Raw genomic sequence first — 21,422 nt, 5'->3', positions numbered from 1 at the left:
GTGGTGACAAAATGCTTCTGAATGTATGGAGGTATTAATGAAATGTGCCCCTTATCAGCGGATACAGGCTTATTTTTATTTGTACCTGAACATAAAAAAAGGTGAAGTCAGATCAGTGACTTCACCTTTTTTAATGTTAATCATAAATATTCGGAATCAATTACCCGGCCAAAAACAGCTCAAGCAGCGAATTCAGGAACAGTTTGCCTTTGCGGGTGATCTGCCAGTGCGTGTCGGTTTCCACCAGATATTCTTTGGCGATCGCTTCGTCCAGCTGCGCGCGGATCACCGATTCATCAAGGCCGGTATAAAACCCAAACTCCTCACGCGGAGCCGCTTCCAGCAGGCGAAAACGGTTCATGAAAAATTCAAACGGCAAATCGTCGGTTTCGACCTGATGCTGTTTGTCCATGTAACGCCCCTGCATGTAACCGCGCGGGTGTTTCGTTTTCACGGTTCGCAGGATTTGCCCGTCAGGCTGCGTCAGTTTGCCATGCGCGCCACAACCGATGCCGAGGTAATCCCCGAAACGCCAGTAGTTGAGGTTGTGCTGGCACTGATAGCCCGGTTTGGCATACGCCGAGGTTTCATACTGCTGATAACCGGCTGCGGTGAGCAGCTTGTCGCCTTGCTCGAAAATGTCCCACAGCGCGTCGTCATCCGGCAGTTTTGGCGGACGCGAGGCGTACAGGGTGTTGGGCTCGATTGTCAGCTGATACCACGACAAATGCGGTGGATTGAGCGCGATGGCCTGGCGTAAATCATCCAGCGCCTCTTCCAGGGTCTGATCCGGCAAGCCGTGCATCAGATCCAGATTGAAACTGCGCAGGTTCAGGCCGGTGGCGAGATGCGCCGCGCGTCGCGCTTCTTCCGGGCCATGAATGCGCCCCAGACGCTCCAGCTTGAGGGCATCGAAACTTTGCACACCAATCGAGATACGGTTCACCCCGGCGCGCTGATACGCGCTGAAACGGTCGGCTTCAACGGTACCAGGGTTGGCTTCCATAGTGATTTCGGCATCGGCATCGAGGGATAAACGCGCCCGCACGCCGTCGAGCAGGTTTTGCATCGCTTCGCTGCTCAGCAGGCTTGGTGTTCCGCCGCCGATAAAAATTGTCCCTAAGCTGCGATCGCCCACCAGAGGCAGATCGGCATCCAGATCGGCCAGCAGATGTGCGACATAATCGTCGTGCGGCACTTCGCCCTTTAACGCGTGCGAGTTGAAATCGCAGTAAGGGCACTTTTGCACGCACCACGGGATATGAATGTAGAGACTCAGCGGCGGTAACTTACGCATTCTTTTGAACAGCCTCTTTCATCGCGGCAAGCAGCAGTTTCAGCGCCTGACCACGGTGAGATACCGCGCTCTTTTCTTCGCGCGTCAGTTCCGCTGCGGTTTTACCCAGCTCAGGAACGTAGAAAATCGGATCATAACCAAAACCGCCCGCGCCTGCTTCGGCAAAAGTAATCTCACCAGCCCAACTGCCGTGGCACACCAGCGGCGTAGGGTCTTCTGCGTGGCGCATGTAAACCAGCACGCAGTGGAACTGCGCATTGCGCTGGCCCTGCGGCACGTCTTTGAGCGCCACTAACAGCTTATCGAGGTTTTGCTGATCGCTGGCATCAATTCCTGCGTAGCGGGCGGAGTAAATCCCCGGCGCGCCTCCCAGAAAATCCACGGCCAGACCGGAGTCATCGGCAATCGCCGGTAAACCGGTTTCGGCTGCGGCGTGACGGGCTTTCAGGATGGCGTTCTCAATGAACGTCAGACCGGTTTCTTCTGCCGATTCAACACCGAGTTCCGTTTGCGCGACCACGTCCAGCCCGAAATCGGCCAGAAGATGTGCGAGCTCACGCACTTTACCGGCGTTGCCGGTAGCTAATACGACTTTCTGCATGGGAGAGTCCTGACGTAAACGTTATTCTGCGAGCAGTACCGCGACCTCAGTCGGGATATTTTGCGGATGGATAATGCGGACTTGTTTATGGCGGCCCAGCTCGCCCTTTTCAATACTGACCTGACTTTTGGCGACTTTAAACTGTTTGGCGAGAAATTTCACCAGGTGCGTATTCGCCTGACCGTCAACCGGCGGTGCGGTGATGGCGACTTTAAGTTCGTCGCCATGCAAACCGACCAGGCTGTCACGGCTGGCTTTGGGCTGGATAACCAGCCGCAAAACCAGGTCGTCTGACTGCCAGTAAACCGGGGAGGGTCCTGATGTCATTGAGCGAGCAGGGCATTCGAGGTGAAGAAATCCTGCGTCCAAAGCCCGCCGAGCAGATCCATACCGAGATAATTCAGCATATAGAGAATCAAAATCACAATCATCGCTGAGAAATCAATCCCGCCCATGGCCGGCAAAACGCGGCGAATGGGTGCCATCAGAGGTTCAGTAAGCTGCATCAGCAGAAAATCCATTGGCCCGCGCCCCTGGCTTACCCAACTCATCAGTGAACGGATAATAATTAACCAGAAGACCAATAACCCGGCAGCCTTCACCAGGCTAATCAGACCCACAAGTAACATGATGGGTTCTAACGGGAAAACCCCGTACTTGATCAGGAAAAATAACGGCAATTTCAGCGTGGTAATGATGAAAGCCAGCAACAAGCTCGCGCTGTCAATCGGCCCAAGCGGTGGAAGAATCCGACGCAATGGCCGGATGACCGGTTGAGTAATCTTCACCACAAACTGAGAAAACGGATTATAAAAATCAGTACGAGCCCACTGCATCCAGATGCGTAGCAGTAAAACCATGACGTAGAGGTCAATCAATGTGTTGACCAGGAAAGTCAGCGTTAACATGCGTTACCTTTGATATGTAAATTAAAACAGTTTTTCCATTTCCTGCGCGCGGGTAATGGCGGCCTGCATGGCCACGGAGACAATCTCCGGTAATTTGCGATCGGTGAAAACTTTCAGTGCTTCAAAGGTGGTGCCGCCTTTGGAGGTCACATTCTCACGCAGTTGTGACAATGGCGTGTCCGGGCTGGCAGCCACTAACGCGGTCGCGCCGCTGGCGGCCTGTTCAACCAGCATCCGTGCGGCATCTGCGCTGAAACCTAAACGCTGCGCTTCAGCCTGCATTGCTTCCATAAACAGGAAGAAATAGGCCGGGGCGCTGCCTGCGGCGGCAATAATGTGGTTGATACCTTCTTCGGTATCGACCCAGCAGATTTTGCCGACCGCGGTCATCAGTTCACCGCTGTAATCGCGGTCTGCCTGTGAAACCTGTTCAGGTGCGTAAAGCCCGCTCATGCCTTTCCCGACAAGGGATGGCGTGTTCGGCATGATGCGCACAATGTTCAGATCCTCACCCAGCAACTCACAAAAACGAGCGACGCTGACGCCTGCGGCAATCGACAGTACCAGTTTGCCGCCAAAATCCACGTCTTTTTGCAGTGCTTTACACACGTCAGCCATCATTTGTGGTTTGACTGAGAGCACAATGACATCCGCTTCTTTGGCGCAGCCACTGTTATCGCTGCTGCTCTTCACGCCGTACTTTTCAGCCAGCGCATCGCGATGTGTGGTCGACGGGGCACAGACGCTGATAAGCGTCGCCGGATAACCACTTTCGACCAGACCCGAAATGATCGCACCAGCCATGTTACCTGCGCCGATGAAACAGAGTTTACGGTGTTGCATAAGTGCTCCTCGTTTTATGGGGACTTCATTGAGCCATTCAAGAGTAAAGCAGTAAACCGCCTCAGGCCGGTGATTGCTTTTCGCTGTAATCACGGGCCCCAAAAATGGCGGTACCGATACGAACCAGGGTGCTGCCTGCGGCAATCGCGGCGGGCATATCATCGGTCATGCCCATGGACAGCGTATCGGCCTGCGGGCAGACAGCCTGTAAGGTGTTCAGCGCGTCGCGCATCTGACCGAAGACTTCGGTTTGCCGTGCATAATCGGTTTCTGCAGCAGGGATCGCCATCAGACCGCGCAGCGTCAGGTTGGGCATCGCCATGATTTGCGTCGCCAGTTCGGTGATTTCACCCACGCGAATGCCGGATTTACTGGCCTCATCGCTGATGTTCACCTGAATCAATACCTGTAACGGCGGCAAGCCCGCCGGGCGCTGATCGTTGAGGCGCTGGGCGATTTTCAGACGATCAATGGTGTGGCACCAGTCGAAATTTTCCGCCACTAAACGGCTTTTATTCGATTGCAGAGGGCCAATAAAGTGCCAGGTCAGCGCAGGCTGATGCCCGGCGAAGTGGGCGATTTTATCCACCCCTTCCTGCACGTAGTTTTCACCAAACACGTACTGACCGGCAGCGATCGCTTCTTCGACAGCGCTCGCAGGTTTGGTTTTGCTCACTGCAAGCAAGGTAATTTCTTCTGAAGGCCTGCCGCAAAGCTGTGCAGCGGCTGCGATTTTCTCGCGGACATTCTGTAAATTCTGCGCAATAGCGTTTTGCTGACTAAGGCTCATAGGGACTCAGGAGGATTTCAACATGGATATTGATGGATTAGTGGTGCGTAGTGTAAAGCAAAATGCCTCCGATCTGCACCTTTGTACCGGCTATCCGCCGATGTTGCGCATTGATGGCGAATTATGTTGCTGCGACGACATGCCGGTGCTTAAGGCTTCGCAGATGCAGGCGTTCAGTGTCCAGTGGCTGGACGACGCGCAACAGGAGACGCTGCAACAGGCCGGACAGGTCGATAAAGCCCTGACGCTGGGCGGTGGTGTACGGATGCGGCTCAACGTTTTCCGCCAATGGCACGGGCTGTCTGCCGCGCTGCGGCCAATCCCGGCGCGTTGCCCCGATCTGCACATGCTGCTGGCGCCCGAAATCTTGCAGCAAATCATCTTGCAGGAGGATGGCCTGATTCTGGTCACCGGTGCCACGGGAAGCGGTAAATCCACCACGCTGGCGGCGCTGATTGATCATCTGAATAGCCATGTAAAGCGCCATATCATTACGCTGGAAGATCCTATCGAGCTCATTCACACCAGCAGGCAATGTCTGATCCAGCAGCGCGAACTCGGGCTGCATACGCGTTCCTTCGGCGAAGCCGTGCGGGGTGCGCTGCGTGAGGATCCGGATGTGCTGTTACTCGGCGAACTGCGGGACAGCGACAGTATCCGGCTGGCGCTGACGGCGGCGGAAACCGGGCATCTGGTACTGGCGACCTTACATACGCGCAATGCGACGCAGGCTATCGACCGGATGGTTGACGTGTTCCCGGCTGAAGAAAAAGCGTTTGTGCGGGCGCAACTGGCGGGCAGTTTGCGGGCGGTGGTTGCGCAGAAACTGGTGCTGACAAAGGCAGGCGAAGATAAAAAAGCGGGCAGGGTGGCGTTGTTTGAGGTGCTGACATCGACGCCAGCGGTGTGCAATTTGATCAGGGAGGGGAAAACCCATCAGCTGGCCGACATCCTGCAAACCGGCGCTCAGGCCGGAATGCAGACTTTTGCACAAAGCCGCCAGCAGCGACAGAGTGCCGGATTACTGGCGCAAGATCAGGACTGACTCCATTGCTTTTCAAACCAGCTTTCCAGAATGATCACCGCAGAAGCGGCATCGACGCTGCCTTTGTCGAGTGCGCGAAAACCGCCACGGTCGAACAAATCGGCGCGTGCTTCCACGGTGCTCAGGCGTTCGTCGTGCAGCTCTACCTGGACGCCAAACCGTCCATGCAGACGGTTAGCAAATTTTCGCGCGCGGGCGGTCAGCGGCTGTTCGGTGCCGTCCATGTTCAGCGGCAGGCCAACCACCACGACATCCGGCAGCCACTCTTTCAGCAGTTTTTCAATCTTCTGCCAGTCGGGAGTGCCGTCCTGCGCTTTAAACGAGGTCAGCGGACGTGCGGTGCCCGTGACTTCCTGACCAATGGCCAGGCCGATACTTTTGGTACCAAAGTCGAAGGCAAAAACCGTGCGGTTAGCCATTATGCGTGCCCTGCGTGGGTGGCGAGCTGGCTCACATCAATGCCGATCATTTTTGCGGCTTCACGCCAGCGGTCGGCAATGGGTGTGCGAAACAGAATATCGCTGCTGGCTTCAATGGTCAGCCATGCATTATCCAGCAGTTCTTTTTCCAGCTGTCCCTGTTCCCATGCGGCGTAACCGAGCGCCACCAGCACATCTTTTGGCTGGTCCGGCGTACCCAGTGTTTCCAGCACGTCTTTGGAGGTGGTGATCATGGTGCTGTCAGAGATGCGAATGCTGGAGCCAAAACCTTCGCGCGGCGTATGCAGGATAAAACCGCGATCGTCGGCCAGCGGGCCGCCGGAAAACACCGGACGATCGAGGCGGATAGTCGGGTCGCGGGGTTCCGGGCTGATATCCAGCTTATCGAGGACATTTTCAATGGTGAAATCATCGACCAGCTTGTTGATCACCAGACCCATTGCGCCATCTTCATTATGTTCGCAGATATAGACAACAGAACGTTTGAACTGGGGTTCATCCAGCCCGGGCATCGCAATAAGAAAGTGATGTTGTAGATTCATGGTATGCAGGATGGTTAACCTCAGGAAAATGATGGCGCAGCCAGCCGCGCCATCGTGTAGCAAAGAACGTTAGCGCGCAGCCAGACGCTTTTCAATGGCATCCATCAGCATGCCGGTCACCGAGATCGGGAAGGCGGCTTCGATTTCACGCGCACAGGTTGGGCTGGTGACGTTAATCTCGGTCAGACGATCGCCGATGATATCCAGACCGACAAAGATCAGGCCTTTCTGCTTAAGGATTGGCGCGACGGTGCGGGCAATCGCCCAGTCACTTTCGCTCAGCGGACGCGCTTCACCACGGCCACCGGCGGCCAGATTGCCACGGGTTTCGCCCTGCGCAGGAATACGTGCCAGACAGTAAGGCACCGGTTCGCCATCGACCACCAGCACGCGTTTGTCACCGTCTTTGATCGCTGGCAGGTAGTTTTGCGCCATACAGAAACGGCTGCCGTGTTCGGTCAGGGTTTCGATCACCACAGAGACGTTCGCGTCTTCCGGTTTCAGACGGAAAATAGACGCGCCGCCCATGCCGTCGAGCGGCTTGAGGATCACGTCAGTGTGTTCTTTGTGGAAGGCTTTCAGCTGTGCCGAGTTGCGGGTCACCAGCGTATCCGGCGTCAGTTCCGGGAACCATGCGGTGAACAGCTTTTCGTTACAGTCGCGCAGGCTCTGCGGTTTGTTGACGATGAGCGTGCCTTTTTCTTCAGCGCGTTCGAGGATATAAGTCGCATAAATGAATTCGGTATCGAATGGCGGATCCTTACGCATCAGGATCACGTCCAGTTCCTGCAGGGCGATATCCTGCTCAGTACCAAACTCATACCAGCCGTCGTAATCCTGCTTCACGCTAAGCTTTTTAGTGGTCGCACGGCCTTCGCCTCCGCGCAGATACAGGGAATTCATTTCCATGTAGTGCAGTTCGTAACCACGACTCTGCGCGTCCAGCAACATAGCGAAACTGGTGTCTTTTTTGATGTTGATGGATGAAATCGGGTCCATCACGATGCCAAGCTTAATCATTTGGTCTCCTCTTAACCCAGATCGCCGAAACGAACCTGTAAGGCCGTTATCGCGGTGAGTGCTGTGGTTTCTGTACGCAGAACGCGGGGTCCCAGCAGGATATCAGTAAATCCGTAGCCGGAGGTCATTGCAATTTCGTCGGCGGATAAACCGCCTTCCGGGCCAATCAGCAGGCGAACATGTTTCACCGGCAGCGGCAGGGTATTAATGCTGTGACTGGCGCGCGGATGCAGGTTCAGCTTCAGGCTGTCATCCTGCTCGGCACACCAGGCTTCGAGCTGCATCGCCGGGCGAATTTCCGGGATGCGGTTGCGACCACATTGCTCGCAGGCGGCAATGGCGATTTTCTGCCACTGCTGCAATTTTTTCTCCAGACGTTCGCCGTCCAGTTTGACGCCGCAACGTTCCGAGAACAGCGGCGTAATGGTGTTCGCCCCCAGCTCAATGGATTTCTGAATGGTGAACTCCATCTTGTCGCCGCGCGAAATCACCTGTCCGAGATGCAGATTCAGCGGTGATTCGTTGTCCGACAACACACCTTCACTCAGGCTGACGCGCACACTCTTCTTATCCACCTGCGTAATGCTGGCCTCGAAGACCTGATTGCTGCCGTCAAATAATTGAATCGCCTGACCGGGCTGCATACGCAGAACGCGTCCGACGTGGTTAGCGGCGTCTTCGCACAGCGCAATGTCGCTGTGGGCGGTCAATGTTTCCGGGTGATAAATGCGGGGGATGCGCATGTGTGGCAGCTGTCCTTAACGTGTTTGAGCGGGCTATTTTGTCGTGATTAGCCCGCATTGTCGCGAGCTAATGTGCCCTGATGATGTGTTTAATACTAAGTTAGCCTTTTCGCTCAGCGCAAGCCTGCTGAACGTACGGGTTATGATTTCCCTGCACACGGGCGATACGGTTATCGCGCTCACATTCCCAGGCCGTCACCGGATACTGACGGTTCCACGCGGTGAACAGCTGGGTTTGCTGGCGGGAAAGATTCAGTTTGTACTGATCACGCATATAGAAATAGGTGCGGGCGATGGCGCCACGGGCGCGGGCTGGCGGCTCAGCGGCCTTGGCTTTGAAATCGACTTTCATCTCGCAGCGCCCGTACTGGCCTTCGCCGCCATTCCACTGGCTGTACATGAAGTTATTGCGGTCGCCGTTCACTTCGCCGATCGCCGGTTCCAGGTTGTGCAGGTCAGTTTCTATCTGACGGTAACCGGCGTTTTTCGCACAATTTTTACGACCGCCATCCTGCCAGCATTGCATCTGGTGGCCAAACTGCCATGCGGGCATCACGTGCTCCCACTCGATCCGGCTGGCGCGTTGTTCGCTTTTGCGCACCGCGTACCCGCAGGATTTGAGATCAGGCGTGCCTTTTTTGCCCTGCCAGCTGATGTCACAGCCGCAATAAAAAGAGGGGGCACCCTGATTGATTTTCACCGCAGCGGCTTTGGCCTGGCTGAAATTATTGATGGCGTTGCCGGACTGGCTGAAGGCGCTGACCGGTGCGAGTACTGCGATAAACAGAAAGGCTGAAAGTGTTTTGCGAAACATGTTTCTGAATGACCTGATGTGAAAAGGTCGGAAGGGTAACGGATGCGGCGCGGCGTGACAATCGGACATTGATGCTATTGAGTGATTGAAATTTCAGCCATTAGTGGTGCCTTTAGCATTGAAATGTAACAGCTCGCCGCAATGACGGCAGCGATATTCCGACTCTTTGCGCATCACTTTATTGTGGCGGCGCACGGTCAGATGGTGATCGCGACAGGCGCATAAATACGGATAGGTTTTACTCTGTACGGACGCCACTTCGAATTTGTGCGTGCGGCTGGCGCTGACGCCAAGCACATGCTCCATCATCCAGCGCCACTCCTTGCCATGCGGGGCCGGCGCGCGGCCAAACCGGCGGTAAACCAGAAGGTGCGCCAGTTCGTGCGGCACCACTTCATCAATAAAAGGCTGCTGATTTTCCTGTAATAACACCGGATTCAGCCGGATTTGCCAGTGTTGCAGGTACGCGCTGCCCGCGCTGGTACCGCGTTGCTGGTAGGTGATTTCCGGTTCCGTATAGTCGGTGCCAAAAAACTGATTTGCCATCTGGAGTTTTTCCCGCAGGCAGCGCATAACCGCTTGTTGCAGGGCGATGGGGAGACGTGAGGTTTTCATCTGGCGAAGGATAAATCTGCAGGGGGAGAGATGCAATATGGAATTCCTCCCCTTTGCAGGGGAGGAATTTGACGCTTACTTACCGATGTCGCGCAGTGCTTCGCCTTTCATCAGATTGCGTTCGATGTGTTCCAGAGAAACGTTCTTCGTCTCAGGGATCAACGCAATGGTGATGAAGATGAAGACCACGTTCAGCGCGGCGTACACCCAGAAGGTGTTGGCGTTGCCCAGGCTTTCCAGCATGGTCAGGAAGGTGGCACCGACGATCATATTGGCAATCCAGTTGGTCGCGGTAGAGACAGTGATACCAAAATCACGGCCTTTCAGCGGCTGAATTTCAGAACACAGTACCCAGATCAACGGACCGGCACTCATGGCGAAGCCCACGATGAACATCAGCAGCATCGCGATGGAGAAATATTTCGCAAAGTCTGATTCCACGCCGATATGCAGCATTGTCCCCAGAATACCCATGCCCACAGCCATCACCAGGAAGCCCAGTTTCAGCGTCGGTTTACGACCCCAGCGGTCAACCAGACCAATGGCAATGAAGGTCGCCAGAACGTTGACCAGACCAACGATCACCGTGCCCCACATCTGTTGCGAGGTACTGGCGAAACCGGCAATGCCGAAGATTTTCGGAGCGTAATACATGATGACGTTCATACCGGTGAACTGCTGCATCACCTGCAACAAAATCCCGAGGTAGACCGCACGACGGAAGTTTTTGTTATTGATGAACAAACCCCAGCCGCTCTGTTTAACTTTCAGGCTTTCACGGATTTCATCCAGTTCGCTTTTCGCCTGCGCCGTGGAGTCACGCAGTTTTTCCAGTACGCGGCGGGCTTTGTCGTCATTGCCACGTGCGGCGAGCCAGCGCGGGCTGTCCGGCAGGAAGAACACACCGACCAGCAACAGCAGGGCAGGGATGGTGATCACGCCCAGCATCCAGCGCCATGCGCCGGTGTAGCTGAAAGCGGTATCGGACAGGTACGCCGCCAGAATACCGATGGTAATCATCAGCTGGTACATGGAAATCATGCTGCCACGGATTTTCTCGGGAGCGATTTCTGACAGGTAAATAGGCGCGGTGTAAGACGCAACACCCACCGCCAAACCCAGCAGCACGCGGGCGACGATCAGCACTTCAGTGTTTGGCGCGAAGGCGGAACACAGTGAACCGACAACGAACAGCACTGCGCCGATCATCAGGCTGTATTTACGCCCCAGACGGAAGTTGAGCCAGCCACTGCCGACCGCACCGACCGCAGCACCAAACATCATTGAGCTGACCACCCACTCCTGCTGATGGTTAGTGATCTGAAAATCATGGCTGATAAAGGGCAGTGCGCCAGCGATGACACCAATATCCAGACCGAACAAAAGCCCGGCCAGTGCAGCGAGAAAACAGACAAAGAAAGTCACGCTTTTGTTTGAGCGTTTTCCTTTGGTCGACGTTGAGTTGTTCATCCGGTCTCCAAAATAGTGCAATCGTTTAGTGTTTGTAATAATGCTTAGGCTGTTATGTTATTAACCCTGCTCCCAGCTTAACGTGAACCCGGTCACAGTGTTGTAATCGTTTACACTAATAGCGATGTTCAGGATTGTTGTTTTGGAAGGGATTCAAAGAGATGCAAAGCAGGAAGGGGTTAAGCAGACCAATTAATAGTGCATAAATTGATATATATCAATCAAAATTCTGTTTCAAACTTTTACCTATTGAAATAATGCATTGGTTAATAACGAATTATTATCTGTAACCGTTTTCATTGAACAAGGCGCGGACGATTTTTTCAGACTTTTTACCGGAAAAAGAGCAATAAAAAACCCTGCCACAAGGGCAGGGTCAGGCAGGCAGAATTGTCTGAAAAGGGAATTACAGACCTGCAGCGTCACGCAACTGAGCGGCACGGTCGGTTTTTTCCCAAGGGAAATGTTCGCGACCAAAGTGACCGTATGCAGCGGTTTCTTTGTAGATTGGGTGCAGCAGATCCATCATCTGGATCAGACCGTATGGACGCAGATCGAAGAACTCGCGCACCAGTAAGGTCAGTTGCTCGTTGGAAATTTTACCGGTACCGAAAGTTTCCACCATGATGGAAGTCGGTTCCGCCACGCCGATGGCGTAAGACACCTGGATTTCACAACGATCGGCCAGACCCGCAGCCACGATGTTTTTCGCAACGTAACGCGCAGCGTAAGCCGCTGAACGGTCAACTTTAGACGGATCTTTACCTGAGAACGCACCGCCACCGTGACGGGCCATACCGCCGTAGGTATCAACGATGATTTTACGACCGGTCAGACCGCAGTCACCCATAGGGCCGCCGATAACGAAACGGCCAGTCGGGTTGATGTGGTATTTGGTGCCCGCGTTCAGCCATTCTGCCGGAAGAACAGGTTTGATGATTTCTTCCATCACCGCTTCCTGCAACTCTTTCAGCGCGATGTCTTCAGAATGCTGAGTGGACAGCACAACCGCATCGATACCGACAATTTTTCCTTCGTCATACTGGAAAGTGACCTGGCTTTTCGCATCAGGGCGCAGCCATGGCAAGGTGCCGGATTTACGGACTTCAGCCTGACGCTGCACCAGACGGTGTGCGTAAGTGATCGGTGCTGGCATCAGCACGTCGGTTTCGTTGGTGGCATAACCAAACATCAGACCCTGGTCGCCCGCGCCTTGTTCCAGCGGATCCTGACGGTCAACGCCCTGGTTGATGTCCGGCGATTGCTTACCGATAGCGCTCAGTACGGCACAGGAATTGGCATCGAAGCCCATCTGAGAATTGACGTAGCCAATTTCACGGATGGTCTGACGGGTGATTTCCTCTACGTCGACCCAGGCGGAAGTGGTGATTTCACCGCCCACCAGGACCATGCCGGTCTTGACATAAGTTTCACATGCAACACGTGCTTTCGGGTCTTGTTCTAAAATCGCGTCCAGTACGGCATCGGAAATCTGGTCAGCAATTTTATCTGGATGTCCTTCGGAAACTGATTCGGACGTGAAGAGGTGTTTAGCCATTATGTTCTTTACCTTCATACGACGGGTTAGATATCACTGCATAGCACTGGGGAGACTGGCAGATGAGGAGCTATGCTCGCCATTGTCGCAATGCGTCCTGCATGTCCCCATAAGGCAAAGCCTTGAAGCAGTTTGACGGTCAATCCTTGATCCCCTGTAATGCGAATGGTCGGGGGGTGTTACGGACGGATTAACATCTGGACGGCTATTTTAGGATAGCAGGTGTTCTGAAAGCCAGTCATTTTTGTGATGAAGATGGCGTTTTTGTGCGCCATGGCAGTGATATTCACGTGCTGAAACCATCCCGGCCGCATTTTCATTTTGCATTTACAGCAGGTTGCCGGTATAAACGGCGCGCGCCCGGCACTTTCTCGACGCCAGCGTATCCCAGTAATTACTGTTTTCTCAGCTCGAATGCCCGCGGGTGATGCGTGGCACGTGTGGAGGTGGTTAGGTTAATGACCCACTTTTTACCGATTGTTACATTTCAACAGCATCCCCGGCAGACACTGTTCATTGCTGCTGCACGCCTTTCTGAAAAATTTCTGTCATCAATCCGATGTTATAAACACTCTGTCCGCCGGACAGCCGCGTTTATGCAGCCTGACTATAGACAGCTCAGTTTGCGACATCCGGACGCTACTCAGCCAAATCGGGCCGGTTAACAGCCGCTTCCCCCATAAAAACTGACGTAGCCTGCAACCTTAGGGGCATTATTCCTATTGGTTTCTTCTGACCCGTTCCACGGAGTCTAATGATGAATTCTATAATCACATGAGTGAAAAACAGTTTGCGAACCCTGGCTCGCAGGTTTTTATCCTGTCTGAAAGCCAGCCTTGCGGGTTGTTCTCGCCTGTTGTTACTGCGATAGTGGCTGGCCATGTTGTCAGTGTAGAAAGAGGATTTACCTATGTCTGATGACATCCAGTCCCACCGTCCGTCACATGCGGGCGATACCGTTTCTTTGCGCTCCATGCAGGAGGTTGCCGTGAACGATCGTGATGCCAGCAAGATGCTGCGCACTTACAACGTTGCCTATTGGGGTAACAATTATTATGACGTCAACGAACTGGGCCACATCAGTGTTTGCCCGGATCCGGACGTCCCTTCCGCACGCGTGGATTTGGCGCAACTGGTGAAAGACATGCGCGAGCAGGACGGCCAACGTCTGCCAGCGCTGTTCTGTTTCCCACAAATTTTGCAGCACCGTCTGCGTTCGATTAACGCGGCGTTTAAACGCGCCCGTGAATCGTTCGGCTATGAGGGTGACTACTTCCTGGTTTACCCGATCAAGGTTAACCAGCATCGCCGCGTGATCGAATCTCTGGTGGAATCCGGCGAACCGCTGGGTCTGGAAGCCGGTTCGAAAGCTGAACTGATGGCGGTTCTGGCCCATGCGGGCATGACCCGTTCGGTGATTGTTTGTAACGGCTATAAAGACCGTGAATACATTCGTCTGGCGCTGATCGGCGAGAAGCTCGGCCACAAGGTGTATCTGGTTATCGAGAAGATGACTGAGATTAAGCTGGTGCTGGAAGAAGCGGAACGTCTGAACGTCATCCCGCGTCTGGGCGTGCGTGCGCGTCTGTCTTCGCAAGGTTCGGGCAAATGGCAGTCCAGCGGCGGCGAAAAATCCAAATTCGGTCTGGCGGCATCTCAGGTTCTGCAACTGGTTGAAATGTTGCGTGACGCAGGGCGTCTGGAAAGCCTGCAACTGCTGCACTTCCACCTGGGTTCTCAGCTGGCGAATATCCGTGATATTTCCACCGGCGTGCGTGAATCTGCGCGTTTCTATGTGGAACTGCACAAACTGGGCGTCAATATTCAGTGCTTCGACGTTGGCGGCGGTTTGGGTGTGGATTACGAAGGGACCCGCTCGCAGTCTGACTGCTCGGTGAACTACGGCCTGAACGAATATGCCAACAACGTGATCTGGGGGATCGGCGATGCCTGTAATGAACACGGCCTGCCGCATCCGACGGTCATCACCGAGTCTGGCCGTGCCGTCACCGCGCACCACACCGTGCTGGTGTCGAACATCATCGGCGTTGAGCGCAACGAGTTTAAAGATCCGGTTCAGCCTGAAGCTGATGCGCCACGTGCGCTCAGCAGCATGTGGGATACCTGGAATGAAATGCACGATCCGGAAAACCGCCGTTCGCTGCGTGAATGGCTGCATGACAGCCAGATGGATCTGCACGATGTTCATTCGCAATATGCGCACGGGATTTTGGATCTGACGCAGCGCGCCTGGGCGGAAGACATCTACCTGAATATCTGCAACAAAATTCAGGATCAGCTGGATCCGAGCAACCGTGCACACCGTCCGATCATCGACGAATTGCAGGAACGTATGGCGGACAAACTGTACGTCAACTTCTCGCTGTTCCAGTCAATGCCGGATGCGTGGGGTATCGATCAGCTGTTCCCGGTTCTGCCGCTGGAAGGTCTGGATAAACCGCCGGTGGGTCGCGCTGTGCTGCTCGACATCACCTGTGACTCCGACGGGACTATCGATCACTACATCGATGGCGACGGCGTGGCGACCACCATGCCGATGCCTCCGTATGACCCGGAAAATCCGCCAGTGCTGGGCTTCTTTATGGTCGGTGCTTATCAGGAAATTCTCGGCAACATGCACAACCTGTTCGGTGATACCGCCGCGGTGGACGTGTTCGTCTTCCCTGACGGCAGCATTGAGGTGCAGCAGTCCGATGAGGGCGATACCGTTGCCGACATGCTGGAATACGTTCAGCTGGATCCGAACGTTCTGCTGGCCCGCTTCCGCGATCAGGTGAAAGAAACCGATCTGGATGCCGATTTGCAGGCACAGTTTGTTGAAGAGTTTGAGGCCGGTTTATACGGTTACACGTATCTGGAAGAAGACGAGTAAGCGTGCGCACTCATCAGGTTTGAAAGTAAGCCGGCTTGAAGCTAAGCCGGATTAAGGTAAAATTCGCGCCAACGGGCGTCTTTTGCTGCGCAGCATGAATTCCATAAATCCCTTTCTCGTCGGGCTAACGACGCGATGGGGATTTTTTTTCATCTATACTTCATCACGTTGTGTCGCAGCAGGCGTCACAACGATGTTAAAAGAGGACATTGTTTATGAGCAAATTAGTGAGCACCTTAGGCAATCAGCCTGATAACTCTCTGGTTTCCAACGCATTTGGTTTTCTGCGTTTTCCGCTGAACTTCCAGCCGTACACCGCGGAAGCTGACTGGGTCATCACCGGTATTCCTTTCGACATGGCCACATCTGGTCGCTCAGGCGCACGCCTTGGCCCTGCGGCTATCCGTCAGGTTTCTGTGAATCTGGCCTGGGAAGGTCAGCGCTGGCCGTGGGATTTCGATCTGCGCGATCGTCTGAATGTCATCGACTGTGGTGATCTGGTGTTTAACTTCGGTGATGCACAGGATCTGACAGACAAACTGCAACAGCATGCAGAAAAAGTGCTGGCATCCGGCAAGCGTATGCTCTCTTTCGGCGGCGACCACTTCGTGACCCTGCCACTGCTGCGCGCACACGCCAAACACTTTGGCAAAATGGCGCTGGTGCATTTCGATGCCCACACTGACACCTATTCTAACGGCAGCAAATTCGACCACGGCACGATGTTCTTCCATGCGCCGAACGAAGGCCTGATCGATGCTGACCACTCAGTGCAGATCGGCATCCGTACTGAATTCGATAAAAATCTGGGCTTCACCGTTCTGGATGCTGCACAAGTAAACGACCGCACCGTGGATGATATTCTGGCGCAGGTGAAGCAGATCGTCGGCGATCTGCCGGTTTACCTGAGCTTCGACATTGACTGTCTGGATCCGGCGCACGCACCGGGCACGGGCACACCGGTTATCGGCGGCCTGACTTCTGATCGCGCGCTGAAACTGGTTCGTGGCCTGAAAGATCTGGACCTGGATATCGTGGGTATGGATATCGTGGAAGTGGCTCCAGCTTACGACCAGTCAGAAATCACCGCTCTGGCCGCTGCGACACTGGCGCTGGAAATGCTGCACGTGCAGGCTTCAAAAAAAGGCTGATTGTCAGACGCTGTCATCTATTTTAAAGGCACCTTTCTGGTGCCTTTTTTATTTTTATCATGAATGTTTAAATTGAAATCAATTCATGAATTTTATAAAAAACTCATCTTCCCGGTTATTTTATTGCCTTTGTTTATCTCCCGTTCCGCGAGTCCGGACAGGTTTCACCACGGCTGAACACTCTGTGGCTCATAAAAAAATGCAGAGCTTACTCAGCTCTGCGCTGCCATTCATTTTGCCACAGGTGTTATTTATCCTGAGCCATACGCTCTTTCATGTGATCGGCACGTTCCTGTGAAGGCGGATGCGAGCTGAATAAACTCTTCTCACTGCCAGCGCTCATTTTCACCAGCTTCTCAAATGCTGTTACCAGCCCTTTTGTCGGCAGGTTGCGCTTTTTCAGCAAGTCATAAGAATAATCATCCGCGTCAGATTCCTGTTTCTGCGAGAACTGCGCGTTGATAAGTTCCTCACCCAGATCTGCCAGCTGGGTACTGGAAAGTTGCCCGGCGACACCTCCGGCGGCGCCCGCAGCATTGTGTGCGGCAGAGGCGCTGTAGGCGACCTGCATGGCTTTTCTGGTATGGCCCAGTGCGACGTGGCCCATTTCGTGGCCCAGTACGCCTTCGACTTCGTCGTCGGTCATCATGTCCATCAGCCCGCTGTATACACGGATACAGCCGTTCGCCATTGCCCACGCGTTCACGTCGCTGGTGAGGTAAACTTTATAATTCGCGGGTGTGCCGTTGATGTTGTCGCCGAGATTTTTGGCGATTTTATTCAGGCGTTTGGTGTATTTGCTTTTTGTTGAGGCAATTTTTGATTCAGAATCCATGGCTTTACAGGCGCCGTCGGTCATATTCCTGACATCCTGATCGGTCAGTGTGGCCGCCTTATAAGCATCCGAACCGGACTTCATTAATGCGTCGGTATTGACTGATCCGTTCTGGCAGCCACTTAATAATAAAGCCACGCCTAGCGCGACTGAGGTAATACGACATTTCATAATCCATCTTCCTTTGACAGTTAAATAAAAATAATGCGCAGGAAGAATAACCAAACAAAGTCACTAAGCGAGAAAAACAGACGCAAGGGAATTATTTTCAGATTCTGTGCAGAGTACTTTTATTTAATTGGAAAATTAATGAATTTTCAGAAAGTATTTTATGAAGTAAAAAAAGAGATGCACCTGATCATGCATCTCTTTTTTTATATTATTTGCCAGCGGCAATACGCTCGCGAATATGTTTTGCACGGGCTTCTGAAGAAGGGTGATCGTCAAACCAGCCAATACTGCTGCCCTGATCGAGTTTTGCCAGTTTCTCAAAGCTGGTCGCCAGACCCGTTGGATCGATGCCGCGTTTTTTCAGCAGATCGAACGAGTAATCATCGGCTTCAGATTCCTGCTTCTGGGAGAACTGTGCGTTAACGTATTTCTCGCCCAGATCCGCCAGTTGTGATTGCGACAGGGTGGCACTGACGCCGCCCAGCGAGGAAATCGCGGAACGCGCAGCGGTAGCGCTGTACGCCACCTGCATGGCTTTGCGGGTGTGGCCGAGTGCGACGTGGCCCATTTCGTGGCCGAGCACGCCCTCAACTTCGTTATCGTTCATCATGTCCATCAGACCGCTGTAAACGCGAATACAGCCGTTGGCCATCGCCCAGGCATTGACGTCTTTCGTCAGGTACACCTTGTAGTTGGCCGGCGTGCCGTTGATGTTATCACCCAGTGCCGCCGAGATTTTTTTCAGGCGCTGAGCATATTCGCTGCTGTCTGGCGCGATTTGCGCTTTTTTATCCATTTCTTCACAGGACTGGACGCTGAGGGTTTTCACATCAGCATCGCTCAGGGTGTAAGCCTGATACGCCTGTGCGCCGGATTGCATTAAGGTATCGGTATTCACTGTCGCACAACCGCTCATCAGCGTGGTGGCCAACAGGCTCAACATAACAGGACGAAATTTCATCAATTCAGATTCCCAGAAAAAGTGAACAAAACAGGTAATGCAGCCCAAAACAGGCTCTCATTGTAAGAATAGCGTTAAGGTAGGATTTTCGCAGTGCCCGATCTATAGTGTAAGTCCGAAAAAACGCACTGATTTAAAAGCGTATTCTGTGAACTTCATCACGTGAGTGATTAGAGATTGCCGATTTAATGCCGAGTCTGAGAAAATGACTTCCTTGACTGCTTTATTAATCCGACCTGGAGTAGAACATGTCCTCTCGTAAAGAGCTTGCGAACGCAATCCGCGCACTTAGTATGGATGCCGTGCAGAAAGCGAATTCCGGCCACCCTGGCGCCCCTATGGGCATGGCTGACATTGCCGAAGTCCTCTGGCGTGACTACCTGAACCATAACCCGACCAACCCTAACTGGGCTGACCGCGACCGCTTCGTGCTGTCCAATGGTCACGGTTCAATGCTGATTTACAGCCTGCTGCATCTCACAGGTTATGATCTGCCAATCAGCGAACTGGCGAACTTCCGTCAGTTGCATTCCAAAACCCCAGGCCACCCTGAGTACGGTTATACCGCGGGCGTAGAAACCACGACCGGCCCGCTGGGTCAGGGCATCGCCAATGCCGTCGGTTTTGCCATTGCAGAACGCACGCTGGCTGCGCAATTCAATAAACCAGGCCACGACATTGTTAACCACCAGACCTATGCGTTCCTGGGTGATGGTTGCATGATGGAAGGTATTTCTCACGAAGTATGTTCACTGGCCGGTACCATGAAACTCGGGAAACTGACCGCGTTTTATGACGACAACGGTATTTCCATCGATGGCCACGTTGAAGGCTGGTTCACCGATGATACCGCAGCGCGTTTCGAAGCTTACGGCTGGCACGTCGTGCGTGGCGTGGATGGTCACAACCCTGACGCCATCAAAGCGGCTATCGAAGAAGCACACAACGTCACCGATAAACCTTCCCTGCTGATGTGCAAAACCGTGATCGGTTTCGGTTCGCCGAACAAAGCCGGTACGCATGATGTGCACGGCGCGGCGCTGGGTGCTGCTGAAGTGGCCGCAACCCGTGAAGCACTGGGCTGGAAATACGCTGCCTTTGAAATTCCACAGGATATCTACGCGCAGTGGGATGCTAAAGAAGTCGGTAAGGCTAAAGAAGCCGCATGGGATGAGAAATTCGCAGCCTATGCAAAAGCCCACCCTGAACTGGCAAAAGAGTTCAAACGCCGCGTGAACGGCGAGTTGCCAGCAAACTGGGAAGCTGACGCGCAGAAATTTATCGAAGAGTTGCAGGCTAATCCTGCCAACATCGCCAGCCGTAAAGCGTCTCAGAATGCGCTGGAAGCTTTCGGTAAAGTGTTGCCTGAATTCCTGGGTGGCTCTGCTGACCTGGCACCAAGTAACCTGACTATGTGGTCTGGTTCCAAGTCTATCGGCGACGATCAGGCGGGTAACTACATCCATTACGGTGTGCGTGAATTCGGTATGACCGCCATCACCAACGGTATCGCGCTGCACGGCGGTTTCCTGCCGTACTCTGCGACCTTCCTGATGTTTGTCGAATATGCGCGTAACGCCGTGCGTATGGCTGCGCTGATGAAAATCCGCAACGTGTTCGTTTACACCCATGACTCTATCGGTCTGGGCGAAGACGGCCCGACGCACCAGCCGGTTGAGCAAATCGCCAGCCTGCGTGTGACGCCAAACATGAGCACCTGGCGTCCGGCGGATCAGGTTGAATCTGCCGTGGCATGGAAATACGCGATTGAGCGTAACGACGGCCCGGTTACCTTGATCTTCTCCCGTCAGAACCTGACCCAGCAACCACGTACCGCTGAGCAACTGGCAAACGTGGCACGCGGCGGTTATATCCTGAAAGATTGCGACGGTACGCCGGAAGTGATCCTGATTGCGACCGGTTCTGAAGTCGGTATCACCGTGGAAGCGGCTGATAAGCTGGCGGCAGCGGGCACTAAAGTACGCGTTGTGTCCATGCCATCTACTGATGCCTTCGACAAACAGGATGCGGCTTACCGTGAATCTGTCCTGCCGAAAGCCGTTTCTGCACGTGTTGCGGTTGAAGCAGGTATCGCTGACTATTGGTTCAAATACGTGGGCCTGAATGGCGCAATCATCGGTATGCACAGCTTCGGCGAATCTGCTCCGGCAGACCTGCTGTTCAAAGAGTTCGGTTTCACTGTCGACAACGTCGTTGCTCAGGCACAGGCGCTGTTGAAGTAATTCTGCTCATAACGAGTTCTTAAAAGCACCTTCGGGTGCTTTTTTTTTACGTCAAAATGGAAGGGTGGCACGCCGTTTTCCCGCCAAATGACACAGGTCAAACCCTTCTGGCGCAAACCCCGGTAAACTCGCACCCTTCTGAAAGTGTTTCAATCTGTCGGTTTTTGAGAATAATCACTGTTCGAAAGGTGATGAAAAAGTAAAATCACTGTGAATACGCGGATTTGCATGACGTTTTTTTAAGCGATTGACGCGATTCGCACAGCGAAATTCGGGGAATTATTCCTTTTAGACAGGGTTTGGTTTATTCTCAGCTGAACCGTTTCAGTCAGGCTAATTGAGCTTAACGTCGTGACCACGCTGTTAACGTGTCGGAAACCGATATTTTTCTGCTGTACCTATCGTGCGGGCAGATGATGATGGTGATTCACCGTAAACGCACGCTGCATTACTATAGGTGTTACTGATATTGAGTAACAACC

20 protein-coding genes are annotated in these 21,422 nt (G+C 53.6%); 4 read left to right on the top strand and 16 right to left on the bottom strand.

All coding sequences use genetic code 11. The features are described 5' to 3' along the window. Positions 1-160 precede the first annotated feature (160 nt). From hemW to ED901_RS12685, 6 genes are all read right to left on the bottom strand, one after another. A complete protein-coding gene (gene hemW / locus ED901_RS12710; RefSeq protein ID WP_122096081.1) occupies positions 161-1,297 on the bottom strand; it encodes a radical SAM family heme chaperone HemW in 1,137 nt (378 codons plus the stop codon). Next, entirely contained in the window at positions 1,290-1,898 is a 609-nt protein-coding gene (locus ED901_RS12705) for an XTP/dITP diphosphatase (protein ID WP_122096080.1), read from the bottom strand. The genes hemW and ED901_RS12705 overlap by 8 nt, the downstream gene beginning before the upstream one ends. A 21-nt stretch (positions 1,899-1,919) precedes the next feature. Beyond that, complete coding sequence (gene yggU, locus ED901_RS12700; RefSeq protein ID WP_122096079.1) at positions 1,920-2,225, bottom strand: DUF167 family protein YggU; 306 nt, start codon at positions 2,223-2,225, stop codon at positions 1,920-1,922. Further along, positions 2,222-2,806, bottom strand: coding sequence for a YggT family protein (locus ED901_RS12695; RefSeq protein WP_122096078.1), 585 nt, complete (start codon positions 2,804-2,806; stop codon positions 2,222-2,224). The genes yggU and ED901_RS12695 overlap by 4 nt, the downstream gene beginning before the upstream one ends. A 21-nt stretch (positions 2,807-2,827) precedes the next feature. Continuing rightward, entirely contained in the window at positions 2,828-3,649 is an 822-nt protein-coding gene (proC, locus tag ED901_RS12690; protein WP_056773253.1) for a pyrroline-5-carboxylate reductase, read from the bottom strand. Positions 3,650-3,710: 61 nt separating this feature from the next. Continuing rightward, positions 3,711-4,439, bottom strand: coding sequence for a YggS family pyridoxal phosphate-dependent enzyme (locus tag ED901_RS12685; RefSeq protein ID WP_122096077.1), 729 nt, complete (start codon positions 4,437-4,439; stop codon positions 3,711-3,713). 22 nt (positions 4,440-4,461) lie between these two features. On the opposite strand from ED901_RS12685, the gene ED901_RS12680 reads away from it, so the two are divergent. Next, positions 4,462-5,484 carry a type IV pilus twitching motility protein PilT gene (locus ED901_RS12680; RefSeq protein ID WP_122096076.1) on the top strand — a complete coding sequence of 341 codons (1,023 nt, stop codon included), beginning with the start codon at positions 4,462-4,464 and terminating at the stop codon, positions 5,482-5,484. On the opposite strand, the gene ruvX is transcribed toward ED901_RS12680, so the two are convergent. The 8 genes from ruvX to metK form a co-directional block, all read right to left on the bottom strand. Further along, the gene (ruvX, locus tag ED901_RS12675; protein WP_056773242.1) at positions 5,475-5,903 is read right to left on the bottom strand and encodes a Holliday junction resolvase RuvX; all 429 of its coding nucleotides are present in this window, start codon (positions 5,901-5,903) and stop codon (positions 5,475-5,477) included. The two genes, ED901_RS12680 and ruvX, sit on opposite strands and share 10 nt — an antisense overlap. Next, the gene (locus tag ED901_RS12670; RefSeq protein WP_056773239.1) at positions 5,903-6,466 is read right to left on the bottom strand and encodes a YqgE/AlgH family protein; all 564 of its coding nucleotides are present in this window, start codon (positions 6,464-6,466) and stop codon (positions 5,903-5,905) included. Before ED901_RS12670 ends, ruvX begins: the two co-directional genes overlap by 1 nt. Positions 6,467-6,535: 69 nt before the next feature. Beyond that, positions 6,536-7,486 carry a glutathione synthase gene (gshB, locus tag ED901_RS12665; protein ID WP_056773236.1) on the bottom strand — a complete coding sequence of 317 codons (951 nt, stop codon included), beginning with the start codon at positions 7,484-7,486 and terminating at the stop codon, positions 6,536-6,538. Positions 7,487-7,497: 11 nt separating this feature from the next. Further along, positions 7,498-8,229 (bottom strand): 16S rRNA (uracil(1498)-N(3))-methyltransferase, encoded by a 732-nt coding sequence (gene rsmE, locus ED901_RS12660; RefSeq protein WP_056773235.1) that lies wholly within the window; start codon positions 8,227-8,229, stop codon positions 7,498-7,500. A gap of 100 nt (positions 8,230-8,329) precedes the next feature. Next, positions 8,330-9,043: a deoxyribonuclease I gene (gene endA / locus ED901_RS12655; protein WP_122096075.1), complete on the bottom strand. Its 714-nt coding sequence runs from the start codon at positions 9,041-9,043 to the stop codon at positions 8,330-8,332. A gap of 93 nt (positions 9,044-9,136) precedes the next feature. Then, positions 9,137-9,658 (bottom strand): SprT family zinc-dependent metalloprotease, encoded by a 522-nt coding sequence (locus tag ED901_RS12650; RefSeq protein WP_122096074.1) that lies wholly within the window; start codon positions 9,656-9,658, stop codon positions 9,137-9,139. A 75-nt stretch (positions 9,659-9,733) separates the two neighbouring features. After that, a complete protein-coding gene (locus ED901_RS12645; RefSeq protein WP_056773228.1) occupies positions 9,734-11,128 on the bottom strand; it encodes a sugar porter family MFS transporter in 1,395 nt (464 codons plus the stop codon). Between the two features lie 406 nt (positions 11,129-11,534). Beyond that, complete coding sequence (metK, locus tag ED901_RS12640; protein WP_056773225.1) at positions 11,535-12,686, bottom strand: methionine adenosyltransferase; 1,152 nt, start codon at positions 12,684-12,686, stop codon at positions 11,535-11,537. A gap of 910 nt (positions 12,687-13,596) precedes the next feature. On the opposite strand from metK, the gene speA reads away from it, so the two are divergent. Further along, positions 13,597-15,579 (top strand): biosynthetic arginine decarboxylase, encoded by a 1,983-nt coding sequence (gene speA, locus ED901_RS12635; RefSeq protein WP_056773221.1) that lies wholly within the window; start codon positions 13,597-13,599, stop codon positions 15,577-15,579. Between the two features lie 227 nt (positions 15,580-15,806). Beyond that, positions 15,807-16,730 (top strand): agmatinase, encoded by a 924-nt coding sequence (gene speB / locus ED901_RS12630; protein ID WP_056773366.1) that lies wholly within the window; start codon positions 15,807-15,809, stop codon positions 16,728-16,730. Positions 16,731-16,977: 247 nt separating this feature from the next. On the opposite strand, the gene ED901_RS12625 is transcribed toward speB, so the two are convergent. Both ED901_RS12625 and ED901_RS12620 read right to left on the bottom strand, forming a co-directional pair. Next, complete coding sequence (locus ED901_RS12625) at positions 16,978-17,736, bottom strand: M48 family metallopeptidase (protein WP_122096073.1); 759 nt, start codon at positions 17,734-17,736, stop codon at positions 16,978-16,980. A 208-nt stretch (positions 17,737-17,944) separates the two neighbouring features. After that, the gene (locus ED901_RS12620; protein WP_122096072.1) at positions 17,945-18,697 is read right to left on the bottom strand and encodes a M48 family metallopeptidase; all 753 of its coding nucleotides are present in this window, start codon (positions 18,695-18,697) and stop codon (positions 17,945-17,947) included. Between the two features lie 248 nt (positions 18,698-18,945). Between ED901_RS12620 and tkt the strand changes: the two genes are divergently transcribed. After that, positions 18,946-20,940 (top strand): transketolase, encoded by a 1,995-nt coding sequence (gene tkt / locus ED901_RS12615; protein ID WP_056773212.1) that lies wholly within the window; start codon positions 18,946-18,948, stop codon positions 20,938-20,940. The last annotated feature ends 482 nt before the right edge of the window (positions 20,941-21,422 follow it).

This window comes from Rahnella sp. Larv3_ips (assembly GCF_003697865.1).
GTDB lineage: Bacteria > Pseudomonadota > Gammaproteobacteria > Enterobacterales > Enterobacteriaceae > Rahnella > Rahnella rivi.
Note: the sequence above shows the minus strand (reverse complement) of the source record. Positions and strands in the feature narration are given on the sequence as shown.